A 16,600-nucleotide genomic window follows, 5' to 3' on the forward strand; every position below is an offset into this window, starting at 1 on the left:
TTCCTCACACCAGCCGGTTCTCGACGAGGTACTGCGCGATGCGGACGCCCGCGTCGCCCTCGTCCGTGATCAGCACCCTGTCCTCGCGCGGCGGCCGCGGCGTGGCCTCGAGCACACGTGTGCGCGCCCCGGCGGCGCCCACCTCGCTCGCGTCGAGGCCGAGGTCCGCGAGCGACCACGTGGTCACCGGGGTCTTGCGGGCGGCCATGATGGCCTTGAAGTTCGGGTAGCGCGGCTGGTTCGCCTGGTCGGTGACCGAGACGAGGGCGGGCAGGGGGGCCTCGAGCACCTCGGTGGCGTGGTCGAGCTCGCGCCGCACGCGGACGACGCCGCCGTCGACCGTCACCTCGGCCGCGAGCGTCGCCTGGGGCAGGTCCAGGCGGGCCGCGAGCAGGCTCGGCAGCACGGACATGAGCCCGTCGAGCGACGCCATGCCCGTGACCACGAGGTCCACCGCGCCGTCCTCGGCGATCCGCCGCACGGCGGCGGCGAGCACCGAGGCCGTCGCGAAGGCGTCCGACCCCTCGAGGGCGTCGTCCTGCACGTGCACCGCGTGCGCGGCACCCATCTGCAGGCCACGCCGCACCGCGTCCTCGGCGTCGGCGGGCCCCATGGTGAGCACCGTCACCTCGCCGCCGTGCTGCTCGACGAGCTGGACCGCGGCCTCGACGGCGTTCTCGTCGAGCTCGTTGAGGGTCCCGTCGCCCTGGCCACGGTCGACGGTCCCGTCGTCCGTGAAGCCTCGGTCACCCTGCACGTCAGGGACGTGCTTGACGCAGACCACGATCTTCATGCCAGGACGTCTCCCTCGTCTCGCGTGCCCCCGGCAGGCTACCGCCCGGCCGGGCCTGGCGCCGACGCGCGCCCATGGCCGCGCGGGTGTGCAGGTGTGGGGTGGCCGGCTCCCGCGCGGGCGTGCCGGTGGCCGGCTCCCGCGCGGGTGTGCAGGTGTGGGGTGGCCGGCTCCCGCGCGGGCGTGCCGGTGGCCGGCTCCCGCACGGGCGTGCCGGTCGCCGGCCTGCCGCACGGTGTCTCGTGGACCGCTCTGCGGCCCGGCCCGCGGATGGCCCACACTTGACCCTCGTGAGCCCGTGGTCCTCCTCCGAACCAGCCCGCGTGCCCGAGCACCGCGCGGCGGCCCGGTACCGGCACCGCCTGGGCGTGCACCTCGACGGCGACGGCGTGCAGGTCGCCGTCGTGGCGTCGCACGCGACCGCGGTCGAGCTGTCCCTGCTCGACCGCGACGCCGCGTCGCCGGACGGGTGGACCGAGCGTCGCGTGCCCCTCGAGGGTCCGGTGCACGGCGTGTGGCTCGGTCACGTGCCCGGCGTCCGCGCGGGGCAGCGGTACGGCTTCCGCGCCCACGGCCCCTGGGACCCGGCCGCCGGCCTGCGCTACAACCCGGCGAAGCTGCTGGTCGACCCCTACGCACGCGGCATCGACGGCGAGCTCGTGCTGGGGCAGGCGGTGCACGGGCACCGCCTCGACGAGCACGGCATGGACGAGCACGGCGTGGACGGGCAGGGCCACGACGAGCACGGTCGGCCAGCAGGGCGCACCCCCGAGCTCGACCCGACGGACTCGCGGGCCCACGTGCCGCACGCCGTCGTCGTCGACGACGGGTTCGACGCGGCCCCTGTGCCGCGCCCGAGCGTCCCGTGGGCCGACACGGTCGTCTACGAGGCGCACGTGCGAGGCCTCACGAAGCAGCTGCCCGAGGTCCCTGAGCACCTTCGCGGCACCTACGCGGGTGCGGCGCACCCCGCGACCATCGCCCACCTGCGCCGTCTCGGCGTCACGACCCTCGAGCTGCTGCCCATCCACGCCTCGGTGAGCGAGCCGCACCTGCTGCGCCAGGGCCTGACCAACTACTGGGGCTACAACACCCTGGGCTTCTTCGCGCCCGAGCCCCGGTACGCGACCGCCCAGGCGCGCGCACAGGGCCCGCAGGCGGTGCTCGCCGAGGTCAAGGGCATGGTCCGCCTGCTGCACGAGGCCGGGATCGAGGTGCTGCTCGACGTCGTCTACAACCACACGTGCGAGGGCGGCACGGACGGGCCGCAGATCTCGTGGCGGGGGCTCGACCCCACGGTGTACTACCTGCACGACGGCGGCTCGCCGGCGCGCTTCGCCGACGTGACGGGCTGCGGCAACTCGCTCGACTTCCGCAGGCCGCGCGTGGTGCAGATGGCCCTCGACTCGCTTCGCTACTGGGCCGACGTGGTGGGCGTGGACGGCTTCCGCTTCGACCTCGCGGTGACGCTCGGCCGCGACGACGAGGGCTTCACACCGTCCCACCCGTTCCTGGTCGCGCTGCGCACCGACCCCGTGCTGCGCGACCGCAAGCTCGTCGCCGAGCCGTGGGACCTGGGCCCGGGCGGCTGGCGCACGGGTGCCTTCCCCGAACCCTTCGCGGAGTGGAACGACAGGTTCCGTGACGCGGTGCGCACGTTCTGGCTCGTCGACCCAGGGCAGGCCGCCCACGGGCGCCCGGGGCACGGCGTCCGCGAGCTCGCGACGCGCCTCGCCGGGTCGGTCGACCTGTTCGGCCACGGCGACCCTCCGCTCACCCGGGGAGCCGTGGCGTCGGTCAACTACGTGACGGCGCACGACGGCTTCACGATGGCCGACCTCGTGGCCTTCGAGCACAAGCACAACGAGGCGAACGGCGAGGGCAACCGCGACGGCACGAACGACAACCGTTCGTGGAACCACGGCGTCGAGGGACCGGTGGCGGCCGGGGCACCGGGCGGCGAGATCCTGCCGCTGCGGCGCCGCTCGATCCGCAACCTCATGGGGACGCTCCTGCTCTCGGCCGGGACACCCATGCTGTGCGCGGGGGACGAGATGGGTCGCACGCAGCACGGCAACAACAACGCGTACAGCCAGGACGGCCCGACGTCGTGGCTGCGCTGGGACCTCGCCCCGTGGCGCGAGAACCTCCTGGCCACCACGCGCCACCTGCTCGCGCTGCGCGCACGCCGGCCCGAGCTCCGCACGTGGGACTTCTACCTCGGCCGGCCCCGTGGCCCGCAGGACACGCGCCCCGACCTCGACTGGCGGCTCGCGGACGGCAGCCCGCTCGACCACCGGCTCTGGCACGACCCGACGGTCCGCACCCTCCAGATGATCCGCACGTCGTCGGCGGGGACGTCGACGGTCGTGGTGATCAACGGCGCACTCGACGCGGTCGACGTCACGCTGCCGCCCTCGCCCGAGGCGCCGTGGCAGCTCGCGTGGGACAGCGTCGCGGAGCATCCCGACGAGATCACGGACCCCGACTGGGGCAACGGCAGCGCTCCGGGCCACGCACTGGTCGAACCGCTCTCGCTGCGCGTCTACACGTCGGGCTGACGCTCCACTAGCGTCGGGTCGCATGACCGACACCGACGTCGTGGTCGTGGGAGCGGGCCTCGCGGGCCTCGTCGCGGCCGCCGAGCTGACCGCCGCCGGCCGCAGGGTGACCCTCCTGGATGCCGAGCCCCGCGCGAGCCTGGGTGGCCAGGCGTGGTGGTCGTTCGGCGGCCTGTTCCTGGTCGACAGCCCCGAGCAGCGCCGCCTCGGCGTGCACGACGGCGTCGACCTCGCGCTCGCCGACTGGCTCGGCTCGGCGGGCTTCGACCCGGACGACCCGCTCGACCGCAACCCGCGCGCGTGGGCCGAGGCGTTCGTCCACTTCGCGGCCGGGCCCATGCGTGCGTGGCTGCACGACCTGGGCGTGCGGTGGTTCCCGCTCGTCCAGTGGGCCGAGCGCGGCGGCTACCCCACGGGCGGGCACGGCAACACGGTGCCGCGCTTCCACATCACGTGGGGCACCGGCCCGGGCGTGTGCGAGCCGTTCGTACGCGCGATGCACGCCGCGGGCGAGGCGGGGCTGCTCCGCCTGCGCACCCGGCACCGCGTGACGTCGCTCGTCGTGACCGACGGACGCGTCACGGGGGTGCGGGGCGACGTCCTCGCGCCGGATGATGCCCGGCGCGGCGCGCCCTCGAGCCGCGAGGTGGTCGGCGCCTTCGAGATCTCCTCCGACGCCGTCGTCGTGACCTCGGGCGGACTGGGCGGCGACCACGCGAGGGTCCGGGCCGCGTGGCCGACCGAGCACGGACGGCTGCCCGAGCGCATGCTCTCGGGCGTACCCGACCACGTGGACGGCGCGATGGTCGACGCCGTCGCGCACGCGGGCGGGCACGTGGTCCACGCGGGCCGCATGTGGCACTACCCCGAGGGGATCGCCAACCACAGCCCGGTGTGGAGCCACCACGGCATCCGGATCCTCCCGGGACCCAGCGCCCTGTGGCTCGACGCCGACGGCGGCCGCCTGCCGGCCCCGCTGTTCCCGGGCTTCGACGCACTGGGCGCCCTGCGGCACGTCGTCGGGCGCGGCGACGACCACTCATGGTTCGTGCTGAACCGGGCGGTCATGGGCGTCGAGTTCGCCCTGTCCGGCTCGGAGCAGAACCCGGACCTCACCGGCAAGGACCTGCGCGCCGTCGTGCAGCGCGCCCTGCCGGGCGCGGTCGCGCCGGTCGAGCGGTTCGCCGCCGAGTCGCAGGAGTTCTGCTGGGCCGACGACCCGTACGGACTCGCCGCGCGCATGAACGCGTTGACGGGCACCGACAGGATCGACGGGGCGCGCCTCGACGCGACCATCCGTGCGCGCGACGCCCAGGTCGCCTCCGGCCTGGGCAAGGACCCGCAGGTGGTCGCGACCGCCATGGCGCGGCGCTACGTCGTGGATCGCCGCGTGCGAGTCGCGCCGCCGCGGCCGTTCCTCACACCCGACGACGGTCCGCTGCTGGCCGTGCGGCTCTCGGTCCTGACGCGCAAGACCCTCGGAGGGCTGCACACCGATCTCGAGGGCCGTGTGCTGCGGCCGGACGGGTCGGTGCTCGAGGGCGTGTGGGCCGCGGGCGAGGCGTCGGGCTTCGGCGGCGGTGGCATGCACGGGCACCGCGCGCTCGAGGGGACGTTCCTGGGCGGCTGCCTGTTCTCGGGCCGCGTCGCCGGGCGCAGCGCCGCCGCCGCCCTCGGCTGAGACCTCACCGCACCCTGTGGACGACGCCCGCCGCGGGCGCGGGATCTCGGCAGGATGCCTGCCGTGGACGACATCAACCTCTGGCGCGCGCTGCACGAGACGCTCCTCGCGCTGCACGGCCTCGCACCCGAGGGCCACCCCGTCGACGCGCGCACGCGCCGCGCCGTCGAGGGCACGCTCGAGGCCTGGCGGGGGGCGTCCCGTGCGCGGCTGGGGGCGGCGGCCCACCTCGGCACCAGGGGTCCGCGGCGGAGATCGGGCACCACCGACCTCCCGGCGCAGCACGACCTGTTCGCGCTCGGGGTGCTCCACGACCACCTGATCTCGTGGGCGGTGCCGCACGCCGCCACGGCAGCGGGCGGCCTGCCCCCGGTGCTCGACGGGTCGCTGCTCACGCTGCGCACGCAGTTCCTCGAGGCGATCGGGCTCGAGCCCTTCGAGCACGCCGACCACTTCTCCCCCGTCCACCACGAGCTCGTCACCGTCGTGCCCGACGACGCCCTCGACCGCGTCGTCGTCGAGGACGTCCTGTGGCCCGGCCTACGGCTGCGCGACCTGCTGCTCTTCCGCGCCGGCGTCGTCGTCAGGTCGCCCCGGTGGCTGCTCGAGCCGCGCACGGCGACGTCGAGCACGCTGTGGTTCACCAACCGCCGCGCCACCCGGCCCGCCGACGACCTGTCCCACGGGTGGGGGTCGAACTCGCGCTGGGCGACCGGCGTCTCGCGGTTCTACGTGGACCACGAGGGCGTGCACCTCAACTGGGACGGCGACGTGGACATCGCGACCGCTGACCCCGTCCTCAGCCCCGGGTGCGGGTCGCGTGACGACGAGGACCCGTTGTGGCTGCGGCGACAGCTCCTCGTGCACCGTTGCCGCGTGACGGGGCCCCCGGCGACGCAGCGCGAGGACCACATGCCCTACACGGACCGGATGAGCCTGAGCCGGAGCCGCTGGCCCCTGCGCGAGGAGGACCTGCTCCCGGAGCACGAGCTGCGCGTGACCTGAGCCGGTCCGGGACGCGTGCGGCCCCGCTCCGGCGAGGAGCGGGGCCGCACGTCGGGTGTCGGCGTCAGCCGGCGTTGACCACCAGGCCGGTCTCGGCGACCGACGTGAGCTGCGGGTGCTTGGGCACCACGCGCACCGTGTAGCCGAACGGACCCGACTGCGCGAGGCGCACATCACCGGCGAACGCGTGCCGGCCGGCCTCGTAGCTGTCGGCCCACGCGAGCTCCTCGTAGCGGTACTCGCTCATCTCGTCGGCCTCGGAGACCTTGCCGTAGACGACCTGCACCGCGACGTCCTCGGGACGCAGCTCACCCAGCGAGACGTAGGCCCGCACCTGCAGCACGTCGCCGATCTGCGCGACCTCGTCGACACCTGCCGACTCGACGTGGTCGACGCGCACGGCCGGCCACGAGGCGCGCAGGTGCGACTTCCACGCCGCGAGCTCGCGCGCACCCGGGTAGCCCTCGCCGTCGAGCGTGCGGCCGGCCACCGCCGCGGGCGCGTACAGCTCGTGCACGTAGTCCGCGACCATGCGCGTGGCCTGCACCTTCGGGCCGAGCGTCGCGAGGGTGTGCCGGACCATCTCGAGCCAGGTCACCGGGAGCCCGCGCTCGTCACGGTCGTAGAACCTCGGTGCGACCTGGTTCTCGACGAGGTCGTAGAGCGCGGCCGCCTCGAGGTCGTCACGCCGGTCGGCGTCCTCGACGCCGTCGGCCGTGGGGATCGCCCAGCCGTTCTCGCCGTCGAACCACTCGTCCCACCAGCCGTCGAGGATGGACAGGTTGAGCCCGCCGTTGAGCGCGGCCTTCATGCCCGACGTGCCGCACGCCTCGAGCGGGCGCAGCGGGTTGTTGAGCCAGACGTCGCAGCCCGGGTAGAGGTTCTGGGCCATCGCGATGTCGTAGTTCGGCAGGAACACGATGCGGTGACGCACGCCCTCCTCGTCCGCGAAGCGCACGAGCTGCTGGATCAGCCGCTTGCCCTGGTCGTCCGCCGGGTGCGACTTGCCCGCGATGACCAGCTGGACCGGGCGCTCGGGGTGCGTGAGGAGCGCGCGCAGGCGCTCGGGGTCACGCAGCATCAGCGTGAGGCGCTTGTAGGTCGGCACACGACGGGCGAAGCCGATCGTGAGCACGTCCGGGTCGAGCACGTCGTCGACCCAGCCGAGCTCGGCAGGGCTCGCGCCGCGGCGGCGCCACGAGGAGCGCACACGCTCGCGCGCGTCATCGACGAGCTGGGCACGCAGCGTGCGCCGCATGTCCCACAGCTCGGCGTCGGTCACGGCGTCGGTACGCAGCCACCCCGTGCCGTCGGCGAGCTCGCTCTCCGAGAGGCGGGACGCGGCGAGGTCCACGAGCCGGCGGTCGACCCAGGTGGGCGAGTGGACGCCGTTGGTCACCGAGGAGATCGGCACCTCCGACTCGTCGAAGCCTGCCCACAGGCCGTTGAACATCCCGCGCGAGACGTGGCCGTGCAGCTGCGAGACGCCGTTGGCGCGGCCGCCGAGGCGCAGCCCCATGACCGCCATGTTGAACAGCGTCGGGTCCCCGCCCTCGTAGTCCTCGGCGCCCAGCGCGAGCACACGGTCCACGGGCACGTCGCCGTAGGCGTTCTCCCCGCCGAAGTACTGCGCGACGAGCGACGCCTCGAAGCGGTCGATGCCCGCGGGCACGGGCGTGTGGGTGGTGAAGACCGTCGCGGCGCGCACCGCCTCGAGCGCGTCGTCGAAGCCCAGGCGCGCGTCGGTGACGAGCTCGCGGATGCGCTCGATGCCGAGGAAGCCCGCGTGCCCCTCGTTGGTGTGGTAGACCTCCGGCGCCGGTGCACCGGTGAGGCGCGACCACACACGCAGCGCACGCACGCCGCCGACGCCCAGCAGCAGCTCCTGCTGGAGCCGGTGCTCGCCACCACCGCCGTAGAGCCGGTCGGTCACCTTGCGCGCGAGGTCGTCGTTCTCGGGCACGTTCGAGTCGAGCAGCAGCAGGGGCACCCGACCGACGGCGGCCCGCCAGATGTGCGCGTGCAGCGTGCGTCCACCCGGGAGCGGGAGGGAGACGCGCGCGGGCGAGCCGTCGGCCTCGCGGACGAGCCGCAGCGGGAGCCCGTCCGGGTCCACCACGGGGTACGTCTCGACCTGCCAGCCGTCGCGCGTGAGCGCCTGCTTGAAGTACCCCGAGCCGTAGAGCAGCCCCACCCCGACGATCGGCACGCCCAGGTCGGACGCGCTCTTGAGGTGGTCGCCCGCGAGGATGCCGAGACCTCCCGAGTACTGCGGGAGCACCGAGGTGATCCCGAACTCGGGCGAGAAGTACGCGATGGCGGCGGGCAGCTGCTCGGCCGAGGCGGCCGCGGCCTGCTGGTACCAGCGCGGCTCGGTGAGGTAGGCGCGCAGGTCCTGGGCCTCCGCGCGGACACGGCTCACGAACTGCTCGTCGCGCGCGAGGGCGGCGAGGCGGTCGGGACCGAGCTCGCCGATGAGGGCGACGGGGTCGCCGTGGACCTGCGACCACAGCTGCGGGTCGATCCCGGAGAACAGGTCGCGCGTGGGCGCGTGCCAGGACCAGCGCAGGTTGTGCGCGAGCTCGTCGAGGTCGGCGAGCTCTGCGGGCAGGACGGTGCGGACGGTGAATCGACGGATGGCTCTCACGGGCCCGAGCCTAAGGGGTGGAGGTCCCAGGACCCAACGTTTGCTGCAAGATTCTGCAAGCATTCAGCCGAAAGACCGGCGAGCGCGCACCGACACGCCCCGCCGTCGCGCCGTGCAGATGCCGACCCCCGCGCGCCGTGGGTAGGTTCGTCGTGTGACGCCGACCCAGCCCCCCGCGCGCCCGCCTCGCCGCCCGTCCCGCCAGGCCTCGCCGACGCCACCGCCGACCACGGTCGCCCCCGCGGAGGCGACCCCCACGGCCGGGCCCGCGTACCGCGCCGCCGGGCGCGCGGACCGCGCCGTCCCGGCCGCCACCCCGCCGGCCCGTCCCTCGACCAGCGCACCCGCGGACGCGCACCCCGCGCACGTCCCCGTCATCGGCCGGATCCCCGTGCTCGACGTGGGGCCGTCCGTCGCCTGCGGCCGCTGGCCGGCCAAGGCGGTCGTGGGTGAGGCCGTCGAGATCACGGCGACCGTGTTCCGCGAGGGGCACGACGCCGTCGCGGCGACGGCCGTGCTCGTGGACCCCGAGGGCAACGAGCACCAGCGCGTGCGGATGAGTGTCGTCAACCCGGGCCTCGACTCGTACCGCGCCGACGTCGTCCCCGACCGCACGGGTCGCTGGTCCTTCCGCGTCGAGGGCTGGTCCGACCCGTACGGCACCTGGAGCCACGACGCCGAGATCAAGGTCGCGGCCGGCGTGGACGTCGAGCTCATGCTCGCCGAGGGCCACGCGCTCCTGACCCGCTGCGCCGACCGTCCCGAGATGGCGTCCGAGCACGCGCACGTGCTGCGTGACGCCGTGACCGCGCTGGCCGACACGCGTCGCCCGCCGCAGGCCCGGCTCGCGGCCGCGCTCTCGCCCGAGGTCCGCGCGGCGCTCGCCGCCCACCCCCTGCGCGAGCACGTGTCGCCGTCGGGCACGCTGCCGCTCGAGGTGCAGCGCGAGCTCGCCCTCGTGGGCTCGTGGTACGAGATGTTCCCCCGCTCGGAGGGAGCGTCGTACGACCACGCGACGCGCACCTGGCGCTCGGGCACGCTGCGCACCGCCGCCGAGCGCCTGCCGGCGATCGCGGACATGGGCTTCGACGTGGTGTACCTCACCCCGATCCACCCGATCGGGACCACCTACCGCAAGGGCCGCAACAACTCGCTCGACACCGAGCCGGGCGACCCCGGGTCGCCGTACGCGATCGGCTCACCCGACGGCGGTCACGACGCGATCCACCCCGAGCTCGGCACGTTCGCGGACTTCGACGCGTTCGTCGACCGTGCGCGCGGCCTCGGGATGGAGGTCGCGCTCGACCTCGCACTCCAGTGCTCACCCGACCACCCGTGGGTCACCGAGCACCCCGAGTGGTTCACCACACGCGTCGACGGCACGATCGCCTACGCGGAGAACCCGCCCAAGAAGTACCAGGACATCTACCCGCTCAACTTCGACAACGACCCCGAGGGCATCTACGCCGAGATCCGCCGCGTGCTCCAGGTGTGGATCGACCACGGCGTCACGGCCTTCCGCGTGGACAACCCGCACACCAAGCCGCTGACGTTCTGGGAACGCCTGATCGCGGACGTCAACGACGCGCACCCCGACGTCGTGTTCCTCGCGGAGGCGTTCACCAGGCCGGCGATGATGCACACGCTCGCGCGGATCGGGTTCCACCAGTCCTACACGTACTTCACGTGGCGGAACACGAAGGAGGAGCTCGCGGAGTACCTCGAGGAGGTCTCGGGACCCGCATCGGCCTACATGCGCCCGAGCTTCTGGCCGACGACGCACGACATCCTCACGCCCTACGTGCAGCACGGCGGGGCGGCCGCGTTCGCGATCCGCGCCGTGCTCGCGGCGACGGGCTCCCCCACGTGGGGCATCTACTCGGGCTACGAGCTGGTCGAGAACGTGCCGCGGCCCGGGGTCGAGGAGCAGATCGACAACGAGAAGTACGAGTTCAAGCCCCGCGACTGGGAACGCGCCGGAGAGCTCGGCGTCGCGACACTCCTCACGCAGCTCAACGAGATCCGCCGCGACCACGTGGCCCTGCGCCGCCTGCGCGGGCTCACCGTCCATCCGACCACGGACGACCAGCTGCTGTGCTTCTCCCGGCACGTCACCCCTGCGCAGTCACCCGACGGCCGCGCAGACACGGTGATCGTGGTGGTCAACCTCGACCCGCACCAGACCCGGGAGGGTGTCGTCGAGCTCGACCTCGCCGCTCTCGGCGTCGACGCGCCGCACGACGGCGTCTCCCCCGCCTTCGCGGCCCACGACCTCCTCTCGGGAGAGACGTACGCGTGGGGCGCCCGGCCCTACGTCCGTCTCGACCCGTGGAGCCGCTGCGCCCACGTGCTCTCCGTGAGGACGCTGTGACCGTCGACCACACCCAGGAGCCCGCGCCCGTGGACACCGGCCACCCCCGCACCGTGGATCCCGCGCGCGCGCTGCCGGCGCGCCCGCAGCCCACCGCGCACCTGCCAGAGATCAGCCCTCGCGGCCTCGCCGACGACCCGGAGTGGTACCGCACGGCCGTCTTCTACGAGGTCATGCTCCGCTCGTTCTCCGACTCGAGCGGAGCGGGGTCGGGCGACCTGCGGGGCCTCGTCGACCGCCTCGAGTACCTCCAGTGGCTGGGCGTGGACTGCCTGTGGCTCCCGCCGTTCTACCCCTCGCCGCTGCGCGACGGCGGCTACGACGTGTCCGACTACACCGCGATCGCCCCGCAGTACGGCACGATCGCGGACTTCGTCGAGCTGCTCGAGCAGGCGCACTCCCGCGGCATGCGCGTGATCATCGACCTGGTCATGAACCACACGAGCGACCAGCACCCGTGGTTCCAGGCCTCGCGCTCCGACCCCGAGGGTCCGTACGGCGACTTCTACGTGTGGGCCGACGACACGTCGCGGTACCAGGACGCACGCATCATCTTCGTGGACACCGAGACGTCCAACTGGACGTTCGACCCCGTCCGTCGCCAGTACTTCTGGCACCGCTTCTTCAGCCACCAGCCCGACCTCAACTTCGAGAATCCGCACGTGCGCGAGGCGATGAAGGACGTGGCCCGCTTCTGGCTGCGGCTGGGCGTCGACGGGTTCCGCCTCGACGCCGTCCCGTACCTGTTCGAGGAGGAGGGCACGAACTGCGAGAACCTCCCGCAGACGCACGCCTACCTCGCCGAGCTGCGCGCGATGGTCGACGCCGAGTTCCCGGGACGGATCATGCTGGCCGAGGCCAACCAGTGGCCCGAGGACGTGATCCCCTACTACGGGACCGCCGAGGCGCCCGAGTGCCACATGTGCTTCCACTTCCCGGTGATGCCGCGCATCTTCTACTCGATCAAGGACCAGCGGGCGAACCAGATCGTCGACATCCTCGCCGACACGCCCCAGGTGCCCGCGGGCGGCCAGTGGAGCACGTTCCTGCGCAACCACGACGAGCTCACCCTCGAGATGGTCTCGACCGAGGAACGCGCATCGATGTACGGGTGGTACGCCCCCGACCCACGCATGCGCGCCAACGTCGGCATCAGGCGCCGCCTCGCACCGCTCCTGGACAACTCCCGCGCGGAGATCGAGCTCGCCCACGCACTGCTGCTCTCGCTCCCGGGCAGTCCGTGCCTGTACTACGGCGACGAGATCGGCATGGGCGACAACATCTGGCTTCCCGACCGTGACGCCGTCCGCACGCCGATGCAGTGGACGCCCGACCGCAACGCGGGCTTCTCGACGGCGGACCCAGGGAAGCTCTACCTCCCCGTCATCCAGTCCCTCGTGCACAACTTCAGCACGATCAACGTCGAGGCCCAGCTCGCGCAGCCCACGTCGCTGCTGCACTGGGTCCACGGGATGCTCGCCGTGCGCCGGCAGCACCCGGTGTTCGGCACGGGTGACTTCGTGGCCCTGCGCGCGGACCACGACTCGGTGCTCGCCTACCTGCGGGTGAACGCGGACGAGACCGTGCTGTGCATCGCCAACCTCGCGTCGACGCCGCGCTCGGCCACGATCGAGCTGCCCGACCACGCGGGGCACGAGCTGCACGACGTCTTCGGCGGCGCCGGGTTCCCGTCCGTCAGCGAGGCGGGGACGTGCACCGTCACCCTCGGGTCACGCGACTTCTTCTGGCTCACGGTGACCCCCGGACCCTGAGCCCGACGCGCGCGCGGCGCGACCTCGCCCGAGGATGGGGAGTGTGATGGACACCACGGAGAGCCACGAGTCCGCCACCGCCGCACGCGCCGACGAGCTCCACGCGCTGCTCACGCAGTCGCTCGGCGACCAGCGGTGGTTCCCCGCCAAGGGCGCCCAGGGAGAGCTGCGGCCAGTCGCCCGGCTCGAGCTGCCCGACCCGCTCGGGCGAGCCCGCGTCGAGGTGCGGCTGCTCGCCCTGCCCACCGGCGGCGTGCTCCAGGTGCCGCTCACCCTGCGCGACGGCGACGGCGACGGCGGCCGTCCCCAGGACGCCGACGACCCGCCCGATCGGGCCGTGCTCGGCACCCTCGGCTCCCTCACCGTGCGCGACGGCCCCCACGACCCCGCCTTCGTGCGGGCCTGGCTCGCCGCCGCGACACCCGCGGACCCGCACCCCCGTGCCCCGGACGCCAGGGCCGCCGAGGTCGACGCCGCCGTCCGCGAGATGCGGGTGCTCGAGGGCGAGCAGTCGAACACCTCGGTGCTCCTGCCCGCCGCGAGCCCCGCCGGGATCCTCAAGGTCTTCCGCGTACTGACACCCGGCCCGAGCCCCGACGTCGAGGTCCCCCTCGCCCTCAGCTCGGTCGGCTGGACGGGCGTCCCCCGTCCGCTCGCGTGGCTCGCGGCGCGGTGGCCCGACCCGCGAGACCTCGAGGGCGTCGTCGGGCACCTCGGTGTGCTGAGCGAGCTCGTCCCGAGGGCCGAGGACGGGTTCCGCCTCGCGTGCGAGCGGGCCGCGGCGGGCGAGGACCTGGGCGACCTGGCGGAGGAGCTGGGCCGGACGACGGCCCAGATGCACCGCGCCCTGCGGACCGCCCTGCCCGTGCCCGACGACGTCGCGTCGCTCGACCGTGTCGCCGACGTACTGCGTGAGCGGGCCCGCGCCGCGTTCGACGCGGTGCCCGAGCTGGGCGACCGCGCCGCCGGTGTCGAGCGGGTGCTCGGCCGCCTCGCGACGGTCGAGCGCCTGCCCCCGCTCCAACGCGTCCACGGTGACTACCACCTGGGCCAGGTGCTCCACTCGCCCGAAGGCTGGCGCGTGCTCGACTTCGAGGGCGAGCCCCAGGCGTCGGCCGAGGAACGCACCCGGCCCGACCTGGCGCTGCGTGACCTCGCCGGCATGCTGCGCTCGCTCGACTACGCGGCCGCCGTCGGGCACGCGACCTCACCGGCGTGGGTCGAGCGGGCGCGCGAGCGCCTCGTCGCCGGTTACGTCGCCGAGCTCGACGACGCCGCGCACGCCGACGCCGCGCACGCCGGCGCCGCGGAAGGCGCCGGTGACTCCGCGGTGCTGCACGCCCTCGAGCTCGACAAGGCGCTCTACGAGGTGGTCTACGAGGCGCGGAACAGGCCCGACTGGCAGCACATCCCCCTCGCGGGCGTCGACCGCCTGGTCTCCGACCCGCCCGCTGCACCGCCCGGCTGAGAGCCGGGCGCACGCAACCCGTGCAGGGTGGCACGGTGCGTGGCAGGGTGGACGGCATGACCTTGCCGCCGAACCCCCCGTCCGCGTCGGCACGGCTCGCCCCCGAGCCCCGACCCGTCCCGGTCGAGGAGCTCGATGCGATCGCCTCGGGCACCCACCAGGACCCGCACCGCGTGCTGGGCGCGCACCTCGACACGCGCCCCGAGGGCGACGTCGTCACCTTCCGCGTGCTGCGACCGCTCGCCGATGCCGTCGTCGTCGTGACCGCCGACGGCGAGCATGCCGCCGAGCACGAGCGTCACGGGATCTGGCGCTGCGCCGTGAGCGCCGCCGCGATCCCCGACTACCGCCTGCGCGTGACGTACGGCGAGTCGACGACGACCGCCGACGACCCGTACCGCTTCCTGCCGACGCTCGGCGAGGTCGACCTCCACCTGATCTCGGAGGGTCGGCACGAGGAGCTCTGGAAGGTGCTCGGGGCCAACCTGCGCTCCTACCCGGGGACGTTGGGCGAGGTGCAGGGCACGTCGTTCGCGGTCTGGGCCCCGAACGCGCGCGCCGTGCGCGTGGTGGGCGACTTCAACCACTGGCAGGGCAGCGCCCACGCGATGCGCTCGCTCGGCAGCACCGGCGTGTGGGAGCTGTTCGTCCCCGACGTCGGTGCGGGCGCGCGGTACAAGTTCGAGATCCTCACGCGTGACGGGTCGTGGCGGCAGAAGGCGGACCCCCTCGCGCGGGGCACCGAGGTCCCGCCGGCCACGGCCTCGGTGGTCGTCGACTCGCACCACACCTGGGGCGACGACGAGTGGCTCCGCGCGCGGGCCGCCCGCGACCCCCACCACGGTCCGATGAGCGTCTACGAGGTCCACCTGGGCTCGTGGCGACCGGGGCTGGGGTACCGCGAGCTCGCGGACGAGCTCACGCAGTACGTCACCGAGCTCGGCTTCACCCACGTCGAGCTGCTGCCCGTGGCCGAGCACCCGTTCGGGGGCTCGTGGGGCTACCAGGTCAGCTCGTACTACGCGCCGACGGCGAGGTTCGGCCACCCCGACGACTTCCGTCACCTCGTGGACCGCCTGCACCAGGCCGGCGTGGGTGTGCTCCTCGACTGGGTGCCGGCCCACTTCCCCAAGGACGAGTGGGCGCTCGGACGGTTCGACGGCAGCCCGCTGTACGAGCACCCCGACCCCCTGCTCGGCGAGCAGCCGGACTGGGGCACCTACGTCTTCAACTTCGGCCGCAACGAGGTGCGCAACTTCCTCGTCGCCAACGCCACCTACTGGCTCGAGGAGTTCCACGTCGACGGCCTCCGGGTCGACGCCGTCGCCTCGATGCTCTACCTGGACTACTCGCGCTCGCACGGCCAGTGGCGGCCCAACGTCCACGGCGGGCGCGAGAACCTCGAGGCGATCCGGTTCCTCCAGGAGGCCAACGCGACGGCCTACCGCCGGACCCCGGGCATCATGATGATCGCGGAGGAGTCGACCGCTTGGCCGGGCGTCACGGCCCCGACCGACGCGGGAGGCCTCGGCTTCGGCCTCAAGTGGAACATGGGCTGGATGAACGACACCCTCCGCTACCTCGCGGAGGAGCCGATCAACCGGCGCTACCACCACCACGAGGTGACCTTCTCGCTCGTCTACGCGTTCTCCGAGCACTTCGTGCTGCCGCTGAGCCATGACGAGGTGGTGCACGGCAAGGGCTCGCTGCTCGCGAAGATGCCCGGTGACCACTGGCAGCAGGCCGCAGGGCTGCGCACCCTGCTCGCCTACCAGTGGTCCCACCCGGGGAAGCAGCTGCTGTTCATGGGCGGCGAGTTCGGCCAGGCGGCCGAGTGGGCCGAGGGTCGCAGCCTCGACTGGCACCTCCTCGACGACGCCCGGCACGCCGGGGTGTCACGCCTGGTGACGGACCTCAACCACCTCTACCGGGGTGAGCCCGCCCTGTGGCGCCTCGACTCCGACCCCGCCGGTTTCGAGTGGGTCGACGCGCAGGACGCAGGCCACAACGTGCTCACCTACGTGCGACGTGACGGCGAGGGACGCTGCGTCGTCGTGGTCGTGAACTTCGCCGGCACGCCTCACGAGGGCTACCGCGTGGGCCTCCCCCAGGCCGGGGGCTGGCGCGAGGCCCTCAACACCGACGCCGACGTGTACGGGGGCTCCGGCGTGGGCAACCTCGGCCGGGTCGAGGCGCGGGACGTGCCGCACCACGCCCAGCCGTTCTCGGTCGACCTGCGCGTCCCGCCGCTGGGTGTGCTCTACCTGGTACCCGAGGAGCAGGCACCGATCGACCGCTGACG

The 16,600-nt window shown here is 73.6% G+C and carries 9 protein-coding genes; 7 read left to right on the forward strand and 2 right to left on the reverse strand.

Annotation, left to right across the window (positions count from 1 at the left end):
* Positions 1–4: 4 nt before the first annotated feature.
* A complete protein-coding gene (locus GXB85_RS06880) occupies positions 5–793 on the reverse strand; it encodes an electron transfer flavoprotein subunit beta/FixA family protein (protein WP_161916891.1) in 789 nt (262 codons plus the stop codon).
* A gap of 323 nt (positions 794–1,116) precedes the next feature.
* Between GXB85_RS06880 and glgX the strand changes: the two genes are divergently transcribed.
* From glgX to GXB85_RS06895, 3 genes are all read left to right on the forward strand, one after another.
* Entirely contained in the window at positions 1,117–3,354 is a 2,238-nt protein-coding gene (glgX, locus tag GXB85_RS06885) for a glycogen debranching protein GlgX (RefSeq protein ID WP_370524060.1), read from the forward strand.
* A gap of 22 nt (positions 3,355–3,376) precedes the next feature.
* Positions 3,377–5,035 (forward strand): FAD-binding dehydrogenase, encoded by a 1,659-nt coding sequence (locus GXB85_RS06890; protein WP_161916893.1) that lies wholly within the window; start codon positions 3,377–3,379, stop codon positions 5,033–5,035.
* 63 nt (positions 5,036–5,098) lie between these two features.
* A complete protein-coding gene (locus GXB85_RS06895; protein WP_161916894.1) occupies positions 5,099–6,040 on the forward strand; it encodes a hypothetical protein in 942 nt (313 codons plus the stop codon).
* 64 nt (positions 6,041–6,104) lie between these two features.
* Here the strand turns inward: GXB85_RS06895 and glgP are convergent, their stop codons facing one another.
* A complete protein-coding gene (gene glgP / locus GXB85_RS06900) occupies positions 6,105–8,687 on the reverse strand; it encodes an alpha-glucan family phosphorylase (protein WP_161916895.1) in 2,583 nt (860 codons plus the stop codon).
* A 154-nt stretch (positions 8,688–8,841) separates the two neighbouring features.
* Between glgP and GXB85_RS06905 the strand changes: the two genes are divergently transcribed.
* The 4 genes from GXB85_RS06905 to glgB all read left to right on the forward strand — a co-directional run bounded on the left by GXB85_RS06905 (position 8,842) and on the right by glgB (position 16,598).
* Entirely contained in the window at positions 8,842–11,058 is a 2,217-nt protein-coding gene (locus GXB85_RS06905; protein ID WP_161916896.1) for an alpha-1,4-glucan--maltose-1-phosphate maltosyltransferase, read from the forward strand.
* Between the two features lie 101 nt (positions 11,059–11,159).
* Positions 11,160–12,830 carry a maltose alpha-D-glucosyltransferase gene (gene treS / locus GXB85_RS06910; RefSeq protein WP_237728063.1) on the forward strand — a complete coding sequence of 557 codons (1,671 nt, stop codon included), beginning with the start codon at positions 11,160–11,162 and terminating at the stop codon, positions 12,828–12,830.
* Positions 12,831–12,876: 46 nt separating this feature from the next.
* Positions 12,877–14,298, forward strand: a complete 1,422-nt coding sequence (locus GXB85_RS06915; RefSeq protein WP_161916897.1) for a phosphotransferase — start codon at positions 12,877–12,879, stop codon at positions 14,296–14,298.
* Between the two features lie 56 nt (positions 14,299–14,354).
* On the forward strand, positions 14,355–16,598 hold the full coding sequence (gene glgB, locus GXB85_RS06920) for a 1,4-alpha-glucan branching protein GlgB (protein WP_161916898.1): 2,244 nt from the start codon (positions 14,355–14,357) through the stop codon (positions 16,596–16,598).
* Positions 16,599–16,600 lie beyond the last annotated feature (2 nt).

Origin of the sequence: Cellulomonas sp. APG4 (assembly GCF_009996735.1) — a bacterium.
Lineage (GTDB): Bacteria > Actinomycetota > Actinomycetes > Actinomycetales > Cellulomonadaceae > Actinotalea.

What these genes read in the sequence shown, in the direction of transcription:
- GXB85_RS06880 (WP_161916891.1), bottom strand. Translation starts at nt 793, where the DNA reads ATGAAGATCGTGGTCTGCGTCAAGCACGTCCCTGACGTGCAGGGTGAC.
- GXB85_RS06890 (WP_161916893.1), top strand. Translation starts at nt 3,377, where the DNA reads ATGACCGACACCGACGTCGTGGTCGTGGGAGCGGGCCTCGCGGGCCTC.
- GXB85_RS06915 (WP_161916897.1), top strand. Translation starts at nt 12,877, where the DNA reads ATGGACACCACGGAGAGCCACGAGTCCGCCACCGCCGCACGCGCCGAC.
- glgB (WP_161916898.1), top strand. Translation starts at nt 14,355, where the DNA reads ATGACCTTGCCGCCGAACCCCCCGTCCGCGTCGGCACGGCTCGCCCCC.